General features: G+C 70.3%; 15 protein-coding genes and 1 pseudogene. 10 read left to right on the top strand and 6 right to left on the bottom strand.

Annotated elements, in window-relative coordinates; genetic code table 11:
- Positions 1-20: 20 nt before the first annotated feature.
- From ACFVT1_RS30685 to ACFVT1_RS30665, 5 genes are all read left to right on the top strand, one after another.
- Positions 21-248, top strand: coding sequence for a hypothetical protein (locus tag ACFVT1_RS30685; RefSeq protein ID WP_389801154.1), 228 nt, complete (start codon positions 21-23; stop codon positions 246-248).
- Positions 249-765: 517 nt separating this feature from the next.
- Positions 766-1,932: an L-rhamnose isomerase gene (rhaI, locus tag ACFVT1_RS30680; RefSeq protein ID WP_389801152.1), complete on the top strand. Its 1,167-nt coding sequence runs from the start codon at positions 766-768 to the stop codon at positions 1,930-1,932.
- A gap of 77 nt (positions 1,933-2,009) precedes the next feature.
- Positions 2,010-4,055 carry a bifunctional aldolase/short-chain dehydrogenase gene (locus tag ACFVT1_RS30675; protein ID WP_389801150.1) on the top strand — a complete coding sequence of 682 codons (2,046 nt, stop codon included), beginning with the start codon at positions 2,010-2,012 and terminating at the stop codon, positions 4,053-4,055.
- Between the two features lie 106 nt (positions 4,056-4,161).
- Positions 4,162-5,640: a rhamnulokinase family protein gene (locus ACFVT1_RS30670; RefSeq protein WP_389801148.1), complete on the top strand. Its 1,479-nt coding sequence runs from the start codon at positions 4,162-4,164 to the stop codon at positions 5,638-5,640.
- A gap of 77 nt (positions 5,641-5,717) precedes the next feature.
- Positions 5,718-7,181, top strand: a complete 1,464-nt coding sequence (locus ACFVT1_RS30665) for an arabinose isomerase (protein ID WP_389801146.1) — start codon at positions 5,718-5,720, stop codon at positions 7,179-7,181.
- 58 nt (positions 7,182-7,239) lie between these two features.
- On the opposite strand, the gene ACFVT1_RS30660 is transcribed toward ACFVT1_RS30665, so the two are convergent.
- Entirely contained in the window at positions 7,240-8,325 is a 1,086-nt protein-coding gene (locus tag ACFVT1_RS30660; RefSeq protein ID WP_389801144.1) for an enoyl-CoA hydratase/isomerase family protein, read from the bottom strand.
- 440 nt (positions 8,326-8,765) lie between these two features.
- Here ACFVT1_RS30660 and ACFVT1_RS30655 point away from each other — a divergent pair.
- Positions 8,766-9,496 (top strand): annotated as a pseudogene (locus ACFVT1_RS30655) (SpoIIE family protein phosphatase); the annotation flags it as partial.
- 38 nt (positions 9,497-9,534) lie between these two features.
- Here the strand turns inward: ACFVT1_RS30655 and ACFVT1_RS30650 are convergent.
- The 4 genes from ACFVT1_RS30650 to ACFVT1_RS30635 all read right to left on the bottom strand — a co-directional run bounded on the left by ACFVT1_RS30650 (position 9,535) and on the right by ACFVT1_RS30635 (position 12,639).
- Positions 9,535-10,173 (bottom strand): LAETG motif-containing sortase-dependent surface protein, encoded by a 639-nt coding sequence (locus tag ACFVT1_RS30650; protein ID WP_389801142.1) that lies wholly within the window; start codon positions 10,171-10,173, stop codon positions 9,535-9,537.
- Between the two features lie 251 nt (positions 10,174-10,424).
- On the bottom strand, positions 10,425-10,913 hold the full coding sequence (locus tag ACFVT1_RS30645) for a GNAT family N-acetyltransferase (RefSeq protein WP_389801140.1): 489 nt from the start codon (positions 10,911-10,913) through the stop codon (positions 10,425-10,427).
- Positions 10,914-10,958: 45 nt separating this feature from the next.
- Positions 10,959-12,128 (bottom strand): DUF6397 family protein, encoded by a 1,170-nt coding sequence (locus ACFVT1_RS30640; RefSeq protein WP_389801138.1) that lies wholly within the window; start codon positions 12,126-12,128, stop codon positions 10,959-10,961.
- Positions 12,129-12,225: 97 nt separating this feature from the next.
- Positions 12,226-12,639, bottom strand: a complete 414-nt coding sequence (locus ACFVT1_RS30635) for a roadblock/LC7 domain-containing protein (RefSeq protein ID WP_389801136.1) — start codon at positions 12,637-12,639, stop codon at positions 12,226-12,228.
- Positions 12,640-12,944: 305 nt separating this feature from the next.
- Between ACFVT1_RS30635 and ACFVT1_RS30630 the strand changes: the two genes are divergently transcribed.
- Genes ACFVT1_RS30630 through ACFVT1_RS30615 form a run of 4 tightly spaced genes read left to right on the top strand, consistent with a single transcriptional unit; the run spans position 12,945 to position 16,558 of the window.
- On the top strand, positions 12,945-13,310 hold the full coding sequence (locus ACFVT1_RS30630; protein WP_389801134.1) for an ArsR/SmtB family transcription factor: 366 nt from the start codon (positions 12,945-12,947) through the stop codon (positions 13,308-13,310).
- The gene (gene mgtA, locus ACFVT1_RS30625; protein WP_389801132.1) at positions 13,294-16,014 is read left to right on the top strand and encodes a magnesium-translocating P-type ATPase; all 2,721 of its coding nucleotides are present in this window, start codon (positions 13,294-13,296) and stop codon (positions 16,012-16,014) included. Before ACFVT1_RS30630 ends, mgtA begins: the two co-directional genes overlap by 17 nt.
- Positions 16,011-16,136: a hypothetical protein gene (locus ACFVT1_RS30620; protein WP_389801130.1), complete on the top strand. Its 126-nt coding sequence runs from the start codon at positions 16,011-16,013 to the stop codon at positions 16,134-16,136. Before mgtA ends, ACFVT1_RS30620 begins: the two co-directional genes overlap by 4 nt.
- Positions 16,137-16,147: 11 nt before the next feature.
- Positions 16,148-16,558 carry a GNAT family N-acetyltransferase gene (locus ACFVT1_RS30615; protein WP_389801128.1) on the top strand — a complete coding sequence of 137 codons (411 nt, stop codon included), beginning with the start codon at positions 16,148-16,150 and terminating at the stop codon, positions 16,556-16,558.
- 31 nt (positions 16,559-16,589) lie between these two features.
- On the opposite strand, the gene ACFVT1_RS30610 is transcribed toward ACFVT1_RS30615, so the two are convergent.
- On the bottom strand, positions 16,590-18,077 hold the full coding sequence (locus tag ACFVT1_RS30610; protein WP_389801126.1) for an LCP family protein: 1,488 nt from the start codon (positions 18,075-18,077) through the stop codon (positions 16,590-16,592).
- Between the last annotated feature and the right edge of the window lie 103 nt (positions 18,078-18,180).

The raw sequence follows: 18,180 nt of genomic DNA, 5'->3' as shown, positions 1-18,180 counted from the left end.
TCTGACCGGGAGATGCTGAGATGCGCAATGACGAACTCGCCGCGGCCCAGGCGTATGTCCGACTGCTGGAGGCCACTCGGGCCGCACTGGCGGAGCCTGACGAAGGCCCCTTGTATGTGCCCTTGCTCGCCTCTCCGATCGCGGAGGCGGATGTGGCGCTGGAGCGCGCGGGGCTCTGCGGCAATGAGTCCCGGTTCTTCGATCTCGTGTGCTCGCTTCAGCCGAGCATGTCCGGCAGCGGTCGCTGACCGGATCCGTTGAACGGCACCGTACGGTCGCTCGAACAGACCGCCGAAGAGGGCCGTGCGGTCGCCGAACGGGTTCGGCAGACGGCACTGCGGCCGTTGAACGGCACCGCGCGTCCGCGGCGCGCTCCATCCCCGGGCGGACGGGGCGCGCCCGTCAGGCCGTGGAGCCGCGCCGTCGGTCCACGGGCAGGCGGCTTGACAGGCGTTGCCGTCTCACGCCGCCGCTCTTCACCTCGCCGCCCCGATGCGCCACCAAGCTCTCCACGAATCGGGGGCCCGGGGCCTGCCCCGAGGCCACTCGCCGCCTGTCCGTCCGCACTGAATCGCCTGTACCGCGTCGCCCTCCCCTCTCTGACGTGCCCTCCCCACCACGGTGAATTGATTCAAACGGAAAGGGAACCCAGCTCGTCGCTTGACTGGGAGCTTGTGGCAAATCTAGCGTGAGACTTGGATGAATCGATTCACAATCCATCCGAACGGTCACCGGTCGCCGGATGACTCCGCTTGTGAGGTGTTCATGTCTGATGTGTCGGCCGTCAAGGCAGCCCTGAAGTCCCAGGTGATCGAGACACCGTCGTGGGGGTACGGGAACTCGGGGACTCGGTTCAAAGTGTTCGCGCAGTCGGGTGTCCCGCGCGACCCGTTCGAAAAGCTGGAGGACGCGGCCCAGGTGAACGCCTTCACGGGTGTGGCGCCGAAGGTGTCGTTGCACATCCCGTGGGACAAGGTCGAGGACTACTCCGTGCTCACCCGGCATGCCACGGATCTCGGGCTGCGGATCGGCGCGATCAACTCCAATGTCTTCCAGGACGACGACTTCAAGCTGGGGTCGGTCACCCATCCCGACCCGAAGGTGCGCCGCAAGGCGACCGACCACCTGCTGGAGTGCGTCGACATCATGGACCGAACGGGGTCCTCCGATCTCAAGCTCTGGTTCTCGGACGGCACGAACTACCCCGGGCAGGACGACATCGCGGCCCGCCAGGAGCGACTCGCCGAGGCGCTGGCCGAGGTGTACGGGCGCCTGGGTGACGACCAGCGGATGCTGCTGGAGTACAAGCTGTTCGAGCCCGCCTTCTACACGACGGATGTGCCGGACTGGGGCACGGCGTACGCGCACTGCCTCAACCTCGGCCCGAAGGCCCAGGTGGTCGTGGACACCGGGCACCACGCGCCGGGCACCAACATCGAGTTCATCGTGGCGTTTCTGCTGCGTGCCGGAAGGCTGGGCGCGTTCGACTTCAACTCCCGGTTCTACGCCGACGACGACCTGATGGTCGGTGCCGCCGATCCGTTCCAGCTGTTCCGAATCATGCACGAAGTGGTCAAGAACGGTGGTCTGAAGTCCGAGACGAACGTCAACTTCATGCTCGACCAGTGCCACAACATCGAGGCGAAGATCCCCGCAGTGATCCGGTCGGTCGCCAATGTGCAGGAAGCGACCGCCAAGGCGCTGCTGATCGACACGGCTGCGCTGGGCGCCGCGCAGCAGACCGGCGATGTGCTCGCCGCGAACGGTGTCCTGATGGACGCGTACAACACCGACGTCCGTCCGCTGCTCGCCGAGGTGCGTGAGGAACTCGGCCTGGCCAAGGATCCGTTCGCCGCATATCTGGCCTCGGGCAATCAGGAGCGGATCGCCGCCGCCCGGGTCGGCGGCGAGCAGGCCGGCTGGGGCGCCTGAATCTCCCCCTGCCTCGCTCACCCATACACCCGTCCGACCGTTTCGGCCCGGCCCCGCCCCGACCCCGAAGGAATCTCATGACGTCCGCGACGCACGCCGAAGTCGCCGCTCTCCTGGAGCGCTCCCACCGGATCGGCTCCGACGCCCGCAACACCAACTACGCAGGTGGCAACACATCGGTGAAGGCCACCGGCACCGACCCGGTCACGGGTGCCGGGACCGAGCTGCTGTGGGTCAAGGGGTCCGGTGGTGATCTGGGCACCCTGACCGAGGCCGGACTCGCGGTGCTGCGCCTGGACCGGGTACGCGCGCTCAAGAACGTGTACCCCGGGGCGGAACGTGAGGACGAGATGGTGCCCGCGTTCGACTACTGCCTGCACGGCAAGGGCGGCGCCGCCCCCTCCATCGACACGGCCATGCACGCACTGGTCGAGGCCGCGCACGTCGATCATCTGCACCCGGACTCGGGGATCGCGCTGGCCTGCTCCGACGACGGGGAGAAGCTCACGGCGGAGTGTTTCGGCGACAAGGTGGCCTGGGTTGGCTGGCGCCGGCCCGGGTTCCAGCTCGGTCTGGACATCGCCGCGGTCAAGGAGGCAAACCCGCAGGCTGTCGGTGTGATCCTCGGCGGTCACGGCATCACGGCATGGGGCCAGACGTCCGGGGAGTGCGAGGACAACGCACTCTGGATGATCCGCACGGCCGAGGCGTTTCTCCAGGAGCGGGGCAAGGCAGAGCCGTTCGGCCCCGTGTGGGCGGGCCGCGAGGCCCTTGCCGAGGACCGGCGCCTGGAGCGCGCCGCCGCGCTCGCCCCGGTGATCCGCGGCCTGGCCTCCACCGACCGCCCGCAGGTGGGTCACTTCACCGGCACGGAGCCCGTGCTGGACTTCCTCGCCCGTGCCGAGCATCCGCGGCTCGCCTCGCTCGGCACCTCGTGCCCGGACCACTTCCTCCGTACGAAGGTCAGGCCGCTGGTCCTCGACCTGCCCGCAGACGCGCCGCTGGACGAGGCCCAGGCCCGTCTGAAGGAGCTGCACGAGGAGTACCGGGAGGCATATCGCGCGTACTACGAGCGTCACGCCACGCCCGACTCCCCCGCGATGCGCGGCGCGGATCCCGCGATCGTGCTGGTGCCCGGGGTCGGCATGTTCTCCTTCGGCAAGGACAAGCAGACCGCCCGGGTCGCCGGGGAGTTCTACCTCAACGCCGTCAATGTGATGCGTGGCGCCGAGGCGGTCTCCTCGTACGCGCCGATCGAGGAGTCCGAGAAGTTCCGGATCGAGTACTGGGAGCTGGAGGAGGCCAAGCTGCGCCGGATGCCGAAGCCCAAGCCGCTGGCCACCCGGGTGGCGCTGGTCACGGGCGCGGGGTCCGGTATCGGCAAGGCCATCGCGCACCGGCTGGTCGCCGAGGGGGCGTGTGTCGCCGTCGCGGACCTGGACGCGGAGAGCGCCGCCGCGGTGGCGCGCGATCTCGGCGGGCCCGACAAGGCTGTCGCGGTGACGGTCGATGTGACCAGCGAGGAGCAGATCGCCGGAGCGTTCAAGGCCGCCGTGCTGGCGTTCGGCGGTGTGGACCTCGTCGTGAACAATGCGGGGATCTCGATCTCCAAACCGCTTCTCGAAACCACGGCCGGGGACTGGGACCTCCAGCACGACATCATGGCGCGCGGCTCGTTCCTGGTCTCGCGTGAGGCCGCGCGGGTGATGCGGGCGCAGAACCTCGGCGGCGACATCGTCTACATCACGTCGAAGAACGCCGTGTTCGCCGGCCCGAACAATATCGCCTACTCCGCGACCAAGGCCGATCAGGCTCACCAGGTGCGGCTGTTGGCGGCGGAGTTGGGCGAGTACGGGATCCGGGTGAACGGCATCAATCCCGACGGCGTGGTGCGGGGTTCGGGCATCTTCGCAGCCGGCTGGGGTGCCCAGCGTGCGGCGACGTACGGCATCGAGGAGGAGAAGCTCGGTGAGTTCTACGCCCAGCGGACGCTTCTGAAGCGCGAGGTGCTCCCGGAGCACGTCGCGAACGCCGTCTTCGCGCTGACCGGCGGGGATCTGACGCACACAACCGGACTTCACATTCCCGTCGACGCCGGTGTGGCGGCGGCGTTCCTTCGATGACCACCGTCCCGGCGGTGGTCCGCGTACCGGCGATGGTCCGCATGCGTGCGCCGCGCCGCGTCCCCACGACGCCCGGCGTCCCCGCGACGAACCGGATGGGACGTCCATGTCTGTGACAGCACACAACGAGGCGGTCTTCGCGGCCGTGGACCTCGGTGCCACCAGCGGTCGGGTGATCACCGGTCGGGCCGGACCGGGGAAGCTGGTGCTGACCGAGGCACACCGTTTCCCCAACACCCCGGTCCGGCTGCCGGACGGGCTGCGGTGGAACGTGCCGGCCCTCTACCAGGGGATGCTGGACGGTCTGCGGACGGCTGCGCGCAGCGGCCCGGTCGCCTCGATCGGCGTCGACACCTGGGCGGTCGACTACGGCCTGCTCGATGCCGACGGGGCGCTGCTCGGGCTGCCGTTCCACTACCGCGACGGCCGCAACGGCAAGGCGGCCGAGGAGGTGCTGGCCGCATGCGGGGCGAAGGAGCTGTACGCGGTCGGCGGATTGCAGCACCTGGCGTTCAACACGGTGTTCCAGCTTGCCGCACACCGTGCGAGTGCCCAGTGGGGGACGGCACGAACGATGCTGCTGATCCCTGATCTGCTGGTGCACTGGCTGACCGGCACGGTGGGTGCGGAGATCACCAATGCTTCGACGACCGGCCTCTTCGACGCGTCTGCCGGTACCTGGTCCGACACGCTGATCGGCCGGCTGGGGCTGGAGCGTTCCTGGTTCCCGCCGTTGCGTGAGCCGGGCGACCCGGCGGGGACGCTGTTGCCGCATGTGGCCGAGTACACCGGCCTCGCGGCCGGTACACGGGTGACGACCGTCGCCTCGCACGACACGGCGTCGGCGGTCGCCGCGGTCCCCGCAACCGAGCCCGGATTCGCCTATGTGTCCTGTGGCACCTGGTCATTGGCGGGGCTGGAATTGGCGGCTCCGGTGCTGACGGAGGAGTCCCGGGCGGCAAACTTCAGCAATGAGCGCGGGGTGGACGGGACCGTCCGCTTTCTGCGCAACATCATGGGGTTGTGGCTTCTGGAGGAGTGCCGCCGTGCCTGGGATCGCGACAGTACGGCTCCGAATCTGCCCGGACTGCTCGCGGAGGCGGCCAGGGCCCGGCCGTTCACCGCGGTGATCGACCCCGACGACGAGGCGTTCCTCGCACCGGGTGACATGCCCTCACGCATCGACGCCCACCTCGTACGGACCGGACAGGCGCCTCCCGGGAGTCCCGGCGGGTATGTGCGGTGTGTGCTGGAGAGTCTGACGCTGGCGCATCGCAGAACGCTGCGACAGGCCGCCCGGCTGGCGGGGCGGGAACCGGCCCGGATCCATCTCGTCGGCGGCGGTTCGCGCAACGAGCTGTTGTGCCAGTGGACCGCGGATGCCACCGGGCTGCCTGTCACAGCCGGTCCGGCCGAGGCGACCGCGCTCGGCAACGTCCTGCTGCAGGCACGCGCCCATGGCCTGGTGGGCGATCTCCTGGACATGCGACGACTCGTCGCGCGGACTCAGGAACTGCGCCAGTACACCCCGCAGGGAGATCAACGTGCCTGGGACCGGGCCGCCGCGAGGCTGGGGACGGACTGAAACCTGGGCGCCTCGGCACGGAGGCCGGTCCCCGTCCGGGGCTCGGCCCTCCGATGGATGACGAAGGAAGGAAGCTCATGACTGATGTCTCTCCTGCCGTGCTCGACGGCGTGCTCGCCCGCACGACACGCCGCCGTACCCGCGTCGGCCTGGTCTCCGGTGGACTGGGAGCGTACTGGCCGCAGTTCCCCGGGCTCCTCGACCAACTGCGGGAATCGGCGCGCTTCGTGATCGGACGGTTCGAGGAGCTGGACTGCGAGGTCGTCGACGCCGGCTTCATCTCCGACCCTCAGGAGGCAGCAAGGGCCGCGGAACAGCTGCGCAGGGCCGACTGCGACATCGTCGTCACGTTCCTGACGACGTATCTCACGGCGTCGATGGTCCTGCCGATCGCCCAGCGAACCCACACCCCGGTGCTGGTCATCGACCTCCAGCCGACCGAGGCGATGGACCATCCGAACACCGGAACGGGCCAGTGGCTGGCGTACTGCGGACAGTGCCCGCTGCCGGAGGTCGCCAATGTGTTCCGGCGCTGCGGCGTCCCCTTCCGCTCCGTCACCGGCCATCTGCACGACGAGAACGCCTGGAACCGGATCCGCCGGTGGCTCTCCGCCGCCCGGGTACGCGGGGCGCTGCGGCACGGCCGGCACGGACTGATGGGCCACCTCTACCCAGGGATGCTCGACGTCTCCACCGACATGACCCTGGTCTCCGGCCAGTTCGGCGGACACGTCGAGGTTCTCGAATTCGACGATCTGCGAGTCCGGGTCGCCGCCGTGACCGGCGAGGAGGCGGCCGAGCGCGTCACGCTCGCGCGCAGGGTCTTCACCCTCGACGACTCCGTGGCCGAGGACGATCTCCGCTGGGCCGCCCGGGTGTCGGTCGGCCTCGACCGGCTCGTGGAGGACTTCGCGCTCGACAGCCTCGCCTACTACCATCGCGGGCTGGAGGGCGAGATCCACGAGCGGCTCGGCGCGGGCATGATCCTCGGCGCGTCGCTGCTGACCGCCCGGGGCATCCCGATGGCCGGGGAGTACGAGCTGCGCACCAGCCTCGCCATGCTGATCGCCGACACCATCGGCGCAGGTGGCTCCTTCACCGAGCTCCAGGCCCTCAACTTCCGCGACCGGGTCGTCGAGATGGGGCACGACGGTCCGGCCCATCTCGCGATCAGCGCCAAGGATCCGCTGCTGCGCGGGCTGGGCGTCTATCACGGCAAACGCGGCTGGGGCGTCAGTGTCGAGTTCGACGTCGAGCACGGTCCTGTCACCACGTTCGGTGTCGGTCAGGAGGCGGACGGCACCTTCACGTTCATCGCCTCCGAGGGCGAAGTCGTCCCGGGACCTGTGCTGGAGATCGGCAACACCACCTCACGCGTCGACTTCGGCTTCGACCCCGGTGAATGGACCGATGCCTGGTCCGCAACCGGCATCGGTCACCACTGGGCCCTCTGCACAGGCCACCGTGCCAAGGACTTCAAGGCCGCGGCCGATCTCCTCGGCGTGCCGTTCCACACCGTCACCGGCCCCGATGACCTATGACAGTTCCGCGGTTCCGGTGCGTCCCCGCGCCGTCCCGCCCGGCCCAACGCCTCCCGGCTCAGTCCGTCGTCCCGGAAGCGGCATCCGGACCGGGATGCAGGCCGAGCTCGCGGTCGCCCAGCGGCGCGAAGAAGAGTGCCACGTCGGCGTCGGTGACCTCGGCCAGGTCCGCCGGCCTCCACCGCGGATCGCGGTCCTTGTCGATGATCTGGGCACGCACGCCCTCCAGCAGATCGTGCCTGGTGAAGGCGGTGCACGAGGTCCTGTATTCCTGGTCGAGCACCGCCTCCAGGCTGTCGAGCCCGCGGGCTCTGCGCAGCGCGGAGAGGGTCACCTTGAGCGCCGTGGGCGACTTGGCCAGGATCGTTTCGGCGGCCTGCTCGGCGGCGGGGACATCACAGGCGCCGAGCCGGTCGAGGATCTCCTCGACGGAATCGGCCCCGTAGCAGAAGTCGATCCACTCGCGGTGCTCCGCCAGTTCGCCGCCCGGCGCGGGCGAGGCGTGCCGTCGTATCGTCTCCTGGATCCCGGCGGCCGTCCCGGAGGCGGCGAGGGCCGTGACGAACTGGGCAAGGCGGTGCGCCGGTACGAAGTGGTCGGCGAGCCCGCACAGCAGCGCGTCGGCCGCGCCGACCGCGTCCGCGGTGAGCGCGAGATGGGTGCCGAGCTCACCGGGCGCGGAGCTGAGCAGCCATGTCCCGCCCACATCGGGGACGAAGCCGATGCCCGTCTCGGGCATGGCGACGCGTGAGCGTTCGGTGACGATACGGACGTCGCCGTGCGCCGAGACACCGACGCCGCCGCCCATCACGATGCCGTCCATGATCGCGACGTAGGGCTTGGGGAAGCGGGCGATACGGGCGTTGAGCCGGTATTCGTCGCGCCAGAAGTCCATCGAGGTGCCGCCGCCGGAGCGGGCGTCGCCATGGATGGAACGGATGTCGCCGCCCGCGCAGAGGCCGCGGTCCCCTGCTCCGGTGATCAGGACCGCGGTGACGGCGTCGTCGGCCTCGGCTTCGGCGAGTGCTTCGTCGATGCGCAGCACCATGGCGTGATTCAGCGCATTGAGGGCGCGCGGGCGGTTGAGGGTGATGTGCCGGATGCGCCCCTCGGTGTGCAGCAGAACGGGATCGTCGTGATTCATCAATGCGCTCCGGTCAGCCCCTGTGCCGTATCGCCCGCCGAACGCGGACGATCTTCCGCTGCCATTCTGCGGGGCACGCCCAGGGCTCGGGCAGGCAGGGTACGGGGCCCGGGGCCTGCCCTCGAACCGGGACTTGCCCTCGGGACCGGGCCGGCCTTCGGACCGGGCCTCCCTTCGGACCGGGGCCTGCCGGATGTCCGCTGTGGCAACCCGCCGGAACCGGTTCGACAATTGAGTCACGCCGTACGGGCCGCGCCGTACGGCATCCCCGCCGGACGGTCTCCGGAGCAGGAATGACCGATCACGACCGGCAGCCGCGTTCCTCCGTCCCGCCCCGCCCGCCGATCGAGAAGACGCCCAACGGCGAGACCGCCACGGCGCAGTGGCTTGCCATGAACCGGACGGGCAGTTTCGAGTGGGATCCCACAGCCCGGATGCTGGACGTCGACGACGCGGAGACCCGACTCGACCTGGTGCCGGGCGACAGCCTTGTCCTGTACACCGAGGGACTGGTGGAAGAGCCGGGGGGCGATGTCGAAACCGGTGTGCAGGCCCTGATCCACGAGGTGAGCAAGGGACCCGCGGGCGCCCGGGCCTTGGCCGACCACCTGTCGGACCGGCTCTGGGAGCGCTGGGGGTCCGGGGACGATGTCGCCCTGCTGGTGCTGCGGCGCAGTCCGGACCCGGGGTCGCCGCGGGCCCCACGGTTGCACCAGTACATCCACCAGGCGGACCCGGAGGGCCTGTCCGACGCCCGTACGATCGTGCGGCAGGCCCTGAACGACTGGGGCATGTCCGAACTGGCCGACGACCCGAGCCGGTGACCGGGGAGCTGCTGGTGAATGTGCTTGTGCACACGGGAGGCGGCGCGGTGCTCACTCTGGAGGTACTGCCGGAACCCGTCCGGCGGGTACGGCTGTCGGTGCAGGACCGTTCGAGCGTCTGGCCGAGACGTCGCAGTCCGGGCGAGACCGTGACTTCGGGGCGGGGCCTGCTGCTCCTGGATGCCGTCGCCGCCCATGGGGGCATCGAGTCCCGCGGCGAGGGAAAGGCGGTCTGGTGTGAGATCGGGTCCTCCGCTCCCCACAGGGCGGGAGTGACGGGGCGCCGAAGAGCGAGAGCGCAGAGAGGTGTGGCGTCCGCGCGGGAGGGCGCACCCCTCGACCGGTGATCCCGGCACAATTCCTGTGCCGGGACCACCTTTTTACGTCAGTGCTGTGCGGTACGACGCTTGCGCACGGACCACATGATGCCGCCACCGGCCAGCAGGACGGCCACAGCCGCTCCGCCGATGATCGGAGTGGCGGACGAGGAACCCGTCTCGGCCAGGTCCGGCGAGCTGGGGCTCGGGGAAGCCGCGGCGGGGGCGGACTCCGAAGGCGCCTCGCTGGGCGTGGCGCCTTCGGTGGGCTTGGCACTCTCCGTGGGCGCCTCCGAGGAGGGCGACTGCGACGGCGTGGCCTCGGACGGCTCGGGGGACGGTGTGGTGCCCTCGCACACCGGTGCCTGCTTGGTCTCGTCGCGCGAGAAGTTGTTGCCGTCGCCGGCCTTGACGACGAGACGGACCGTCAGTTCCTTGTCGTGCTTGGGCAGCTCGAGCTTCTTGTGGAACTCCCTGCCGAAAGTCTCGGTGGGCAGGAGGTCCTTGCCGTCGACAGTGACGGTCACCTGGTTGGTGACGTTGCTGTTGTAGGCAGTCAGGTCAAGGCTCACGTCGGTGCAGGTCACGGCCCAGGTGGGGGTGTGAGCTGCGGCCGGGCCGGCGGAGAGGACCGTGCCGGTCAGGCCGACCACCGCCGCGGCCGCGAGTGTCCCCGCCGCACGCAACGATCTCCTGGGTATGGTCATGAATTCTTCCTCCGCATATGTTTGAACGCCCGAATGGCGGTGGGGCGCACAGTACTGCCCCAGATATCCAGGCGTGCGTCCGCCCCATGAAGCATCCGCGGTCACAACTGACCCCACATCATCACCGGCTGGGACATGACGGACACGGTGCACAGAGCGTGGCAGAGGCTTTTGAGGGGAGCTCCTTCCGGGGCGCCGCCGAAGAGGCGGTTGGAGCCGATGCAGCATGGCCTTCGGGAACGGCATGTGCGTCAGAGGCGGCGGTACATGATATGAAGCCCGACGAATCCCCGCTTCGGATGGTCGAACCCCTCGGGCAGAGTTCCGAGGATTTCGAAGCCGAGCGAGTGGTAGAGCCGGACGGCGTGGGTGTTCGTCTCCACCACCGCGTTGAACTGCATGGCCCGGAACCCCGCCGAACGGGCCCAGTCCAGCGTGTACGCGCAGAGGGCCCGGCCCACTCCCTGCCCTGAATGCCCGGGGTCGACCATGTAACTGGCGCTTGCGATGTGCGCGCCGTTGCCCATGTGGTTGTTGTTCATCTTCGCGGTGCCCAGGACCGTCCCGTCGTCATCGACCGCGACGACCGTGCGGCTCGGCGACTCGAGGAGCCACCAGGAGCTCGCCTCCTTCTCGGCGAGGTCGAGCGGATAGGTGAATGTCTCGCCCGCTGCGACGATTTCATGGAAGAACGGCCAGATGGCGGCCCAGTCCCCGGATGTGGCTTCCCTGATCAGCATGTGGGCCAGGATCCCGGGGGCCGTTCACTCCGCGCGAGGTATTTTTCAGCGGGGACGCCGGGATGGGCGCCTCCACAGGCCGAGCCGGGCGAGCAGCCCGGGTGCGGGTTCCGGCACGGTTGTCGGTGGATGTCCGGGGGCGGGGTTCTGATCATCCGTCCGATCGGAACGGCGTACGGGAACGAGAGTGAGTGCGGGTTCGGGCGCCGGGCCGAGGCCGGACGCCGGGGCGAATTCGGGGACCGAAACAAGGCCCGATCCCGGCTCCGCACCGGGTTCCGCCCCACCGCCGCGTTCAAGCCCGGCCCCCGGGCCTGGCTCGCAGGCGAGATCGATCCCGCTGCCGGGATCGGGTTCGGGATCCCGTCCGCGCTCGTTCTCCGCCTCAGGTCCGGGATCGCGACCGGGGCCGGGACGGGGTCGCCACCCGTCGCCCGGCCGCGGAGCCTGACGGGCCTCCCGGGCGTTGTCCAGCTCCAGGATCAGACCGACCCGCCGCCACAGCATCTCGTCCGGTTCGTCGGCCTGCATCAGGCGCGCCATCGTCTCCCGCGCGGCAGGCGACACCGTTGGTCCGTAGACCGTTTCGGACCGGATCCTGGCGAGGTAGGCGCGCTCGTACGGATCCTCGACCACCTCCGCGAACTGCACCGGGTCCAGTGTGTCCGCGAGCACGGCCGCACGGGCCCATGGTTCCTCCGTGAGGCTCAACAGCCGTTCGATCCGGCGTGAGCGCCACTCACGCGCCCGGCAGTCCACGCCTCCCTCCAGCCGGCTGCGCACCCAGACCGGGCTCCTTCCCACCAGGAGGCGCGGTTCCCTGGCGGCGAACCCTGCGAGCTCCTCGGCGAGGTAGAGCCATACCACCGCCCGGTACCGGTTGAGATAGAAGGTGATCGGCGTGAGGCATCCCGCACGGGCCAGCCTGGTGAACCGGTCCGGGCTGATCCCGAGCAGCCGCGCTCCTTCCGCCGTCCCCACCGTGCGCACCTGCTCCCGCAGGGTCTCCGGGAACCCGGCCTGCGCCCGCAGCCGGTCGACTTCCTCCCTGCGGACCCTCGCCCTTCCCCCACCACCTTGCTGCACCAGCACCCGGACCAGCCCCATATGCACGGCGATGGCGAACTCGCCGCGCTTCAGCTGGAGTTCCTGCGCGGCCGTACCCGCGGCCATCGTGCTCGCCGCCTTCGCACACCCGGTTTCGATGACAGTCATGACGTTCTCCCCCCGCGACCCTCAATTACTCTCTGTGAGCAGAGTAGTCCGGGGGAGCCACCGTTCGTACGGCCTGTGGACAACTCCCGCAACAAGGTCAGGGCTGGTTGCCCTCTTCGCTCCCCTCCTGTCGCGCGGCGACCCCGAGGTGCTCTCCGACCCTGTTCACGAGCAGGGTCATCTCGTACGCGACCTGGCCGACGTCAGCCTCGGCCTCGCTTAGTACGCACAGGCAGCTGCCCTCACCCGCGGCTGTCACGAAGAGCAGCGCCTCGTCGAATTCCACCATCGTCTGCCGGGCCTTCCCGGCCCGGAAGTGGCGTCCCGATCCACGGGCAAGGCTGTGCAGCCCGGACGAGACCGCGGCGAGATGCTCGGCGTCCTCACGAGCCAGGCCCGTGCTCGCCCCCGTCACCAGTCCGTCGTTCGACAGCACCAACGCGTGCCGTATGTGCTCGACCCTGCTGGTCAGATCGTCAAGGAGCCAGTCAAGTCCCCTGTCCAGCGCCATTTCCCCGCTCCTCCCCGCTCATACGTTCCCCGTGCCCCACGTTTCGCGTAAGCCTTGCGCACTGGTCACGTACGGGCAAGCGCTCCTCCGTCATGTGGCCGGGTCCGGGCCCCGGACCACGCAGCGGACGAGCGCCGGGAGAGTCGGCTCACCGAGTCGAGGAGCCGGGGGCGTGCGCGTCAGCCGCCGCGGTCGGGGGCGCGGGCCCGCGCACGAAGGCATGGGCCCGGTGACCGCAATCGTCCGGCGCCTACACTGGGCTTTTCGGGTGCGAGGGACAGCCCACGCGGACAGGGAGAGCAAGAGTGTCGACAGCTGCCGACGGCGGTTTCGAGGATCCGCCCGCGGAGGTACTGGTGGAGGCGGCCGCCGCCTTCGGCCTGCTGGCGACGCCTGCGCGGCTGCACATCGTGTGGGCCCTGTCCCAGGGCGAAAGCGACGTCACCGGCCTCGCGGACCGGGTGGGCGGCACCCTGCCCTCGGTGAGCCAGCATCTGACGAAGCTGAAGCTGGCCGGTCTCGTACGGTCACGGCGCGAAGGCCGCCGGCAGGTGTACCTGGTCGACGACCCCGATGTGGTGACGGTCGTACGATTGATGGTCGGCCAGCTCGCCGCACGCGCCGGACACCCGCCCGAGCAGCCCGTACACCTCCGTGGGCTCGGTGCCTGAGAGCAGTGCCGCCGCGAGTCCCGGCAGCACCGATCCCGATGATCCGTCCGCCGTCGTCGTGCCGATGCCGGGCACGGCGGCCGGCCAGTGCGATGCCCCTGAGGCCGCACCGCCCGCGTCGCCGGGTGCCGCACCGACCTCCTTGCAGGTGCTCCGTTCGCTGGACAGCGGTCCGCGGGGGCTGCTGGAGACGCAGGCGGAGGAACGGCTGGCGCGGTTCGGTGAGAACACTCTGCCGGCCTGGCGTCCGGTCTCCTGGCCCCGCCGTTTCCTGCGCAGCCTGCGGGATCCGTTCACCTCGGTGCTTCTCTGCCTGGGCCTGGTCTCGGCGGCGGTGGCCTCGTGGGGCACGGCGTCGGTGACACTGGTGCTCGTGGTCGTCAGCTGCCTGCTGCGCTCCGCGGAGGAGCATCGGGCCGACCGCTCGACGGCCGCCCTGCGTGAGCTGGTGGCGACCACCGCGACCGTACTGCGCCGCACCGGCCCGGACGCCGCGCCACAGACGCGTGAGCTGCCGGTCGGCGAGCTGGTGCCGGGCGATGTGATCAGGCTCGGGCCTGGGGATCTCGTGCCCGCCGATGTGCGGCTGCTGCGCGCGAGCGGCCTGACCGTGCATCAGTCGGCCCTGACCGGTGAATCGGCGCCGGTGGCCAAACAGCCCGTCGACACGCCGGACCGGTACGTCACGGCCGCTGCCGGGCCCGCCGTCGAGGGCGGGCTGTTCGGGCGGCCCGAGCTGTGTTTCCAGGGCAGCAGCGTGGCCTCGGGCAGTGGTACCGCGGTGGTGACGGCCACGGGTGCGGACACCAGGTTCGCCGCCGCGTACGACGGTTCGGCGCGCCGCCGGGGCACGAGCGCCTTCGACCGTTCGGTGCAGGGGATCTCCTGGACGCTGATCCGGTTCATGCTCCTCACCCCGCCCCTGGTGCTGATGGCCAACGCGGCTCTGCGCGGCCGCGGTCTGGAGACGCTGCCGTTCGCCGTCGCGGTGGCCGTCGGTCTGACTCCGGAGATGCTGCCGGTCATCGTCACGACGGCGCTGGCCAGGGGCGCTTCGCTGCTCGCCCGGAACCACGGGGTGATCGTCAAACGGCTGCCCGCCCTGCACGACCTCGGGGCGATCGACGTGCTGTGTCTGGACAAGACCGGGACCCTCACCCAGGACCGGCCGGTCGTCGAACGGTCGCTGAACGGGTCGGACCGTTCCGACTCCGAGGTACTGCACTGGGCCGGGGTCAACGCGCTCTGGACGCTGCAACTCGCCGATCTGCCCGCACCCGACGCACTGGACGAGGCGGTACTGGACGCGGCCGAGGAGCAGGAGGAGGCGCTGTCCGCGTACGACGGCGTGGCCGCGCTGCCGTTCGATCCGGTACGGCGCCTCGCCACCGCGGTCGTCCGCAGCCCGGGGAAGCTCGGTACGCACACCCTCGTCACGAAGGGGGCGGTGGAAGCAGTGCTCGGCCGTTGCGCCCTGGAGGACGACGAACGGGAGCGGCTGAGGGCCCTGGCCGCCCGTGGGGCCGCGAACGGTCTGCGGCTGCTCGCGGTGGCCCGTACCGAGCGGCCCGCCCGGCTCGGCGCGTACACGACGGCCGACGAACGGGGGCTGGCTTTCCTCGGCTTCGTCGCCCTGCGGGACGCGCTCACACCGAGCGCCGCAGAAGCGCTGGAGGGGCTGGGTCACCGGGGCATCGCCGTGAAGGTCCTCACCGGCGATGATCCGGGGACGGTCGCCCGGGCCTGCCGCGACCTGGGCCTCGACCCGGGCGAGGTGGTCTCCGCGGAACGGATCGACGCGATGTCGGACGGCCGGCTCGCGGAGGCCGCCGACCGGGCCACGGTCTTCGCCCGCTGCACACCCGAGCACAAGGCCCGGATCGTCTCCGCGCTGCGTGGCTCCGGGCACACCACCGGATTCCTCGGCGACGGCGTCAACGATCTGCCCGCAATGCACGCGGCCGATGTCGGTATCTGCCCGCGCAACGCGGTCGACGTGGCGCGGGAGACCGCCGATGTGGTGCTCGCCGAGAAAGATCTCGCCGCCATCGATCACGCGGTCACGGCGGGCCGGCACTGCAGCGGGAACATCGCCACGTATCTGCGCATCACGCTCTCGTCGAATCTCGGCAATGTCATCGCGATGCTCGCCGCAGGGCTGATGCTGCCGTTCCTGCCGATGCTTCCGGCACAGGTCCTGGTGCAGAACCTGTGCTTCGACGTGGCGCAGCTCGCCTTCGCGTTCGACCGGCCCGCACCCGCGGTACTGCGGCGGCCCACGGTCCTGCGTCCGCGCGACTTCCTCCGCTTCATCACGGGTTTCGGTCTGCTGAACGCCACCGCCGACCTGGCCACTTTCGCCGTGCTGGCCTACGCGTTGCACGGTTCGGCGACATCGGTGGGGCAGGAGGCCTTCCACTCCGGGTGGTTCACCGAGAACCTGCTCACCCAGGCTCTGGTGATGCTGCTGCTGCGCACCGGGCGCCGCACCGCCGAGGATCGCAGTGGCGGACCGCTGCGCGCTGCCGCGTCGGGTCTCGCGGTGGTCGGGCTGCTGCTGCCGCTCACCCCGCTCGGTCCATTGCTGGGCATGATCGCGCTGCCACCGCTCTATTACCTGCTGCTCGCAACGGTGCTGGCCCTGTACGCATACGGGCTGTGGGCCGCCCGTGCCCGCTACGAGCGGAAGAGGAGAAACCCATGACCCCGTCACACGCCGCCCACCCGGACTCCGGCTCCCGTGCGGGCTCCGGCGGTGGGCACGTGGCGTGTGCTCGACGCGCCACGCTCGACGACATGCCCGCGCCGGAACGGCTGCGGGGCTGACGCTGGGCGAGATGGGGATGGACATCGGTGGCGCCGACGCCCCGTGGCGGGCGGCTTCGGCACAGTGGTTCACCGAGCGGCTGCGTCACTCTGCCACGTTCGCCGCGTTCCTGGTCGACGATCCCGCACTCGGCACCGTCGCCAGTGCGGTGGGAGCGTGCGACGCGCATGCCCCCGGCCCGGCGGACCCGAGCGGTCTGCACGGGCACGTCGCCCGCGTCAGCACCGATCCCCGCCGGCGCCGCCGTGGGCGTGCCCGGGTCTGCCTCGACGCCCTGCTCGCACGGTTCCGCGAGGAGGCCCGTGTCACCGTGGTCGATCTGAACGCCACGGCGGACGGCGCCGCTCTGTACGAGTCGTACGGCTTCGAGGCTCCCCGTCACCCCGCGCTCCGGCTTCGGACGGCCCGCGCACCGCGCTGAACGCCGAGTTCCCGGTTCCGGGAGCATGCGCTCAGCCGTACGAAAGGTCCGTGCACGGGTCGTCGTCGGCCGATCGGACCCCGCCGGCGACGGCGGGCGCCACGGCGGAGTGGGCCGGTGCCCCGGGGGCGACCGATGGGTTCCGGGCGAAGGAACTGCCGAGGATCACCTGGATACCGGCGGTGCCTGACGGCGTCGTCCGGGCTCCCGCGAAGAGCCGTGCGGTGGTCTCCGCCTCGTCCCGCAGGCCCGGTGCGTACTCGATGACGGTCGAGGTGTGGTCCTGGCTGCCCGCCGTGGCCGTGGTGGTGACGGTGAAACCCCGGGAGCGCAGGAGTCCGGCGGCGCGGGCCGCGAGTCCCCTGACGGTGGTGCCGTTGTAGACGGCGATGCTGATGCCCGCGCCGGAGACCGGGCCGGTGGCCGCGTCCGAGGCCGGGCCGTGCTTCTCCCCCTCGGTCCCGGCCGGTCCCCTGCCGCCGGCGTCCTGGCCGTCGACCGTACGGTCGGACTTCAGCAGGGCCCAGAGCACGTCGGCATCCGGTTCGACGATCGCTACGCGTGCACCCTCGTAGCGCCAGGGGACGGTGACGAACTTGGTGTTGTGCAGATCGACGCTCTTCATCGACATGGCGAACGAAAGGAGCCGGTCGGCCGAACCGAGGCCCGGGTCGACGGTCAGCGCGTCGGTGGCCGCGTCGGCGAGGGGCAGCAGGGTCGTCGGGTTCAGCCCGCGCGACCTGACCTTCTTGATGAGGGAGGCCACGAATGCCTGCTGCCGCTTGATCCGACCCAGGTCCGAACCGTCGCCGATACCGTGCCGGAGCCGGACGTAGTCGAGTGCCCGCTGTCCGGAGACGGTCTGCGGACCCTTCGTGAAGATCCGGGCTCCTCGGGTGGACCGCTTCGGGTCGAGATCGCGCTGGTGGATCTCCTGGGGCAGACACACGGGTACGCCCCCGACGGCCGTGGTCAGCGCGGAGAACCCGGCAAAATCGACGACGACGGTGTGGTCGACGCGCAGGCCGGTGAGCTGTTCGACGGTGTTCTGGGTGCAGGCCGGGTTGCCCTCTGCCGTCTCCCCCACCGAGAACGCCCCGTTGAACATCACGTCGTGCCGCGGCACGGTCCACCTGCCTCCTGGCACCTTGCAGGCCGGGATGTCGACCAGTGCGTCACGGGGAATGGACACCGCGACGGCGTGTCTGCGGTCGGCGTACACATGGAGAAGGAACGCGGTGTCGGAACGCCCCACCGCGCCCGTGCCGCCGCCCAGCCCGCTGTTGTCGCCCGAGCGCGAGTCCGACCCGATGACCAGGACGTTCTGTCCCTTCGACGAGCCGGGTGGCCGGTCGCCGGAGATCCCGTCCGCACTGAACGTGTCGATGCCACCGTTCAGTTCGAGGTAGATCCATCCGACGCCCGCGACGAGAAGGACGAGGCAGGACAGCCAGGACGTCGCCGTCCGCCGCGGGCTGCTGTCCCTTCGCCTGTCCGCCGCCGTGCGGCTTCCTGTCATCGGCCATCCCGTCCATCCGGATTCCCTGGGGGGAGACACGCCCCGCCGCCTCACGGTTGTACAGTTGCGCAATGTAGCAAGTATCGTTGGGTGGATCACCGGC

Origin of the sequence: Streptomyces sp. NPDC057963, assembly GCF_042887155.1 — a bacterium.
Taxonomy (GTDB): domain Bacteria; phylum Actinomycetota; class Actinomycetes; order Streptomycetales; family Streptomycetaceae; genus Streptomyces.
Note: the sequence above shows the minus strand (reverse complement) of the source record. Positions and strands in the feature narration are given on the sequence as shown.

Bases quoted from the DNA above. Each gene is read 5' to 3' on its own strand.
- ACFVT1_RS30610 (WP_389801126.1), bottom strand. From the start codon at position 18,077: ATGACAGGAAGCCGCACGGCGGCGGACAGGCGAAGGGACAGCAGCCCG.
- rhaI (WP_389801152.1), top strand. From the start codon at position 766: ATGTCTGATGTGTCGGCCGTCAAGGCAGCCCTGAAGTCCCAGGTGATC.
- ACFVT1_RS30675 (WP_389801150.1), top strand. From the start codon at position 2,010: ATGACGTCCGCGACGCACGCCGAAGTCGCCGCTCTCCTGGAGCGCTCC.
- ACFVT1_RS30615 (WP_389801128.1), top strand. From the start codon at position 16,148: ATGGGGATGGACATCGGTGGCGCCGACGCCCCGTGGCGGGCGGCTTCG.
- ACFVT1_RS30650 (WP_389801142.1), bottom strand. From the start codon at position 10,173: ATGACCATACCCAGGAGATCGTTGCGTGCGGCGGGGACACTCGCGGCC.
- ACFVT1_RS30660 (WP_389801144.1), bottom strand. From the start codon at position 8,325: ATGAATCACGACGATCCCGTTCTGCTGCACACCGAGGGGCGCATCCGG.
- ACFVT1_RS30685 (WP_389801154.1), top strand. From the start codon at position 21: ATGCGCAATGACGAACTCGCCGCGGCCCAGGCGTATGTCCGACTGCTG.
- ACFVT1_RS30645 (WP_389801140.1), bottom strand. From the start codon at position 10,913: ATGCTGATCAGGGAAGCCACATCCGGGGACTGGGCCGCCATCTGGCCG.
- ACFVT1_RS30620 (WP_389801130.1), top strand. From the start codon at position 16,011: ATGACCCCGTCACACGCCGCCCACCCGGACTCCGGCTCCCGTGCGGGC.
- ACFVT1_RS30670 (WP_389801148.1), top strand. From the start codon at position 4,162: ATGTCTGTGACAGCACACAACGAGGCGGTCTTCGCGGCCGTGGACCTC.
- ACFVT1_RS30665 (WP_389801146.1), top strand. From the start codon at position 5,718: ATGACTGATGTCTCTCCTGCCGTGCTCGACGGCGTGCTCGCCCGCACG.
- ACFVT1_RS30640 (WP_389801138.1), bottom strand. From the start codon at position 12,128: ATGACTGTCATCGAAACCGGGTGTGCGAAGGCGGCGAGCACGATGGCC.
- ACFVT1_RS30635 (WP_389801136.1), bottom strand. From the start codon at position 12,639: ATGGCGCTGGACAGGGGACTTGACTGGCTCCTTGACGATCTGACCAGC.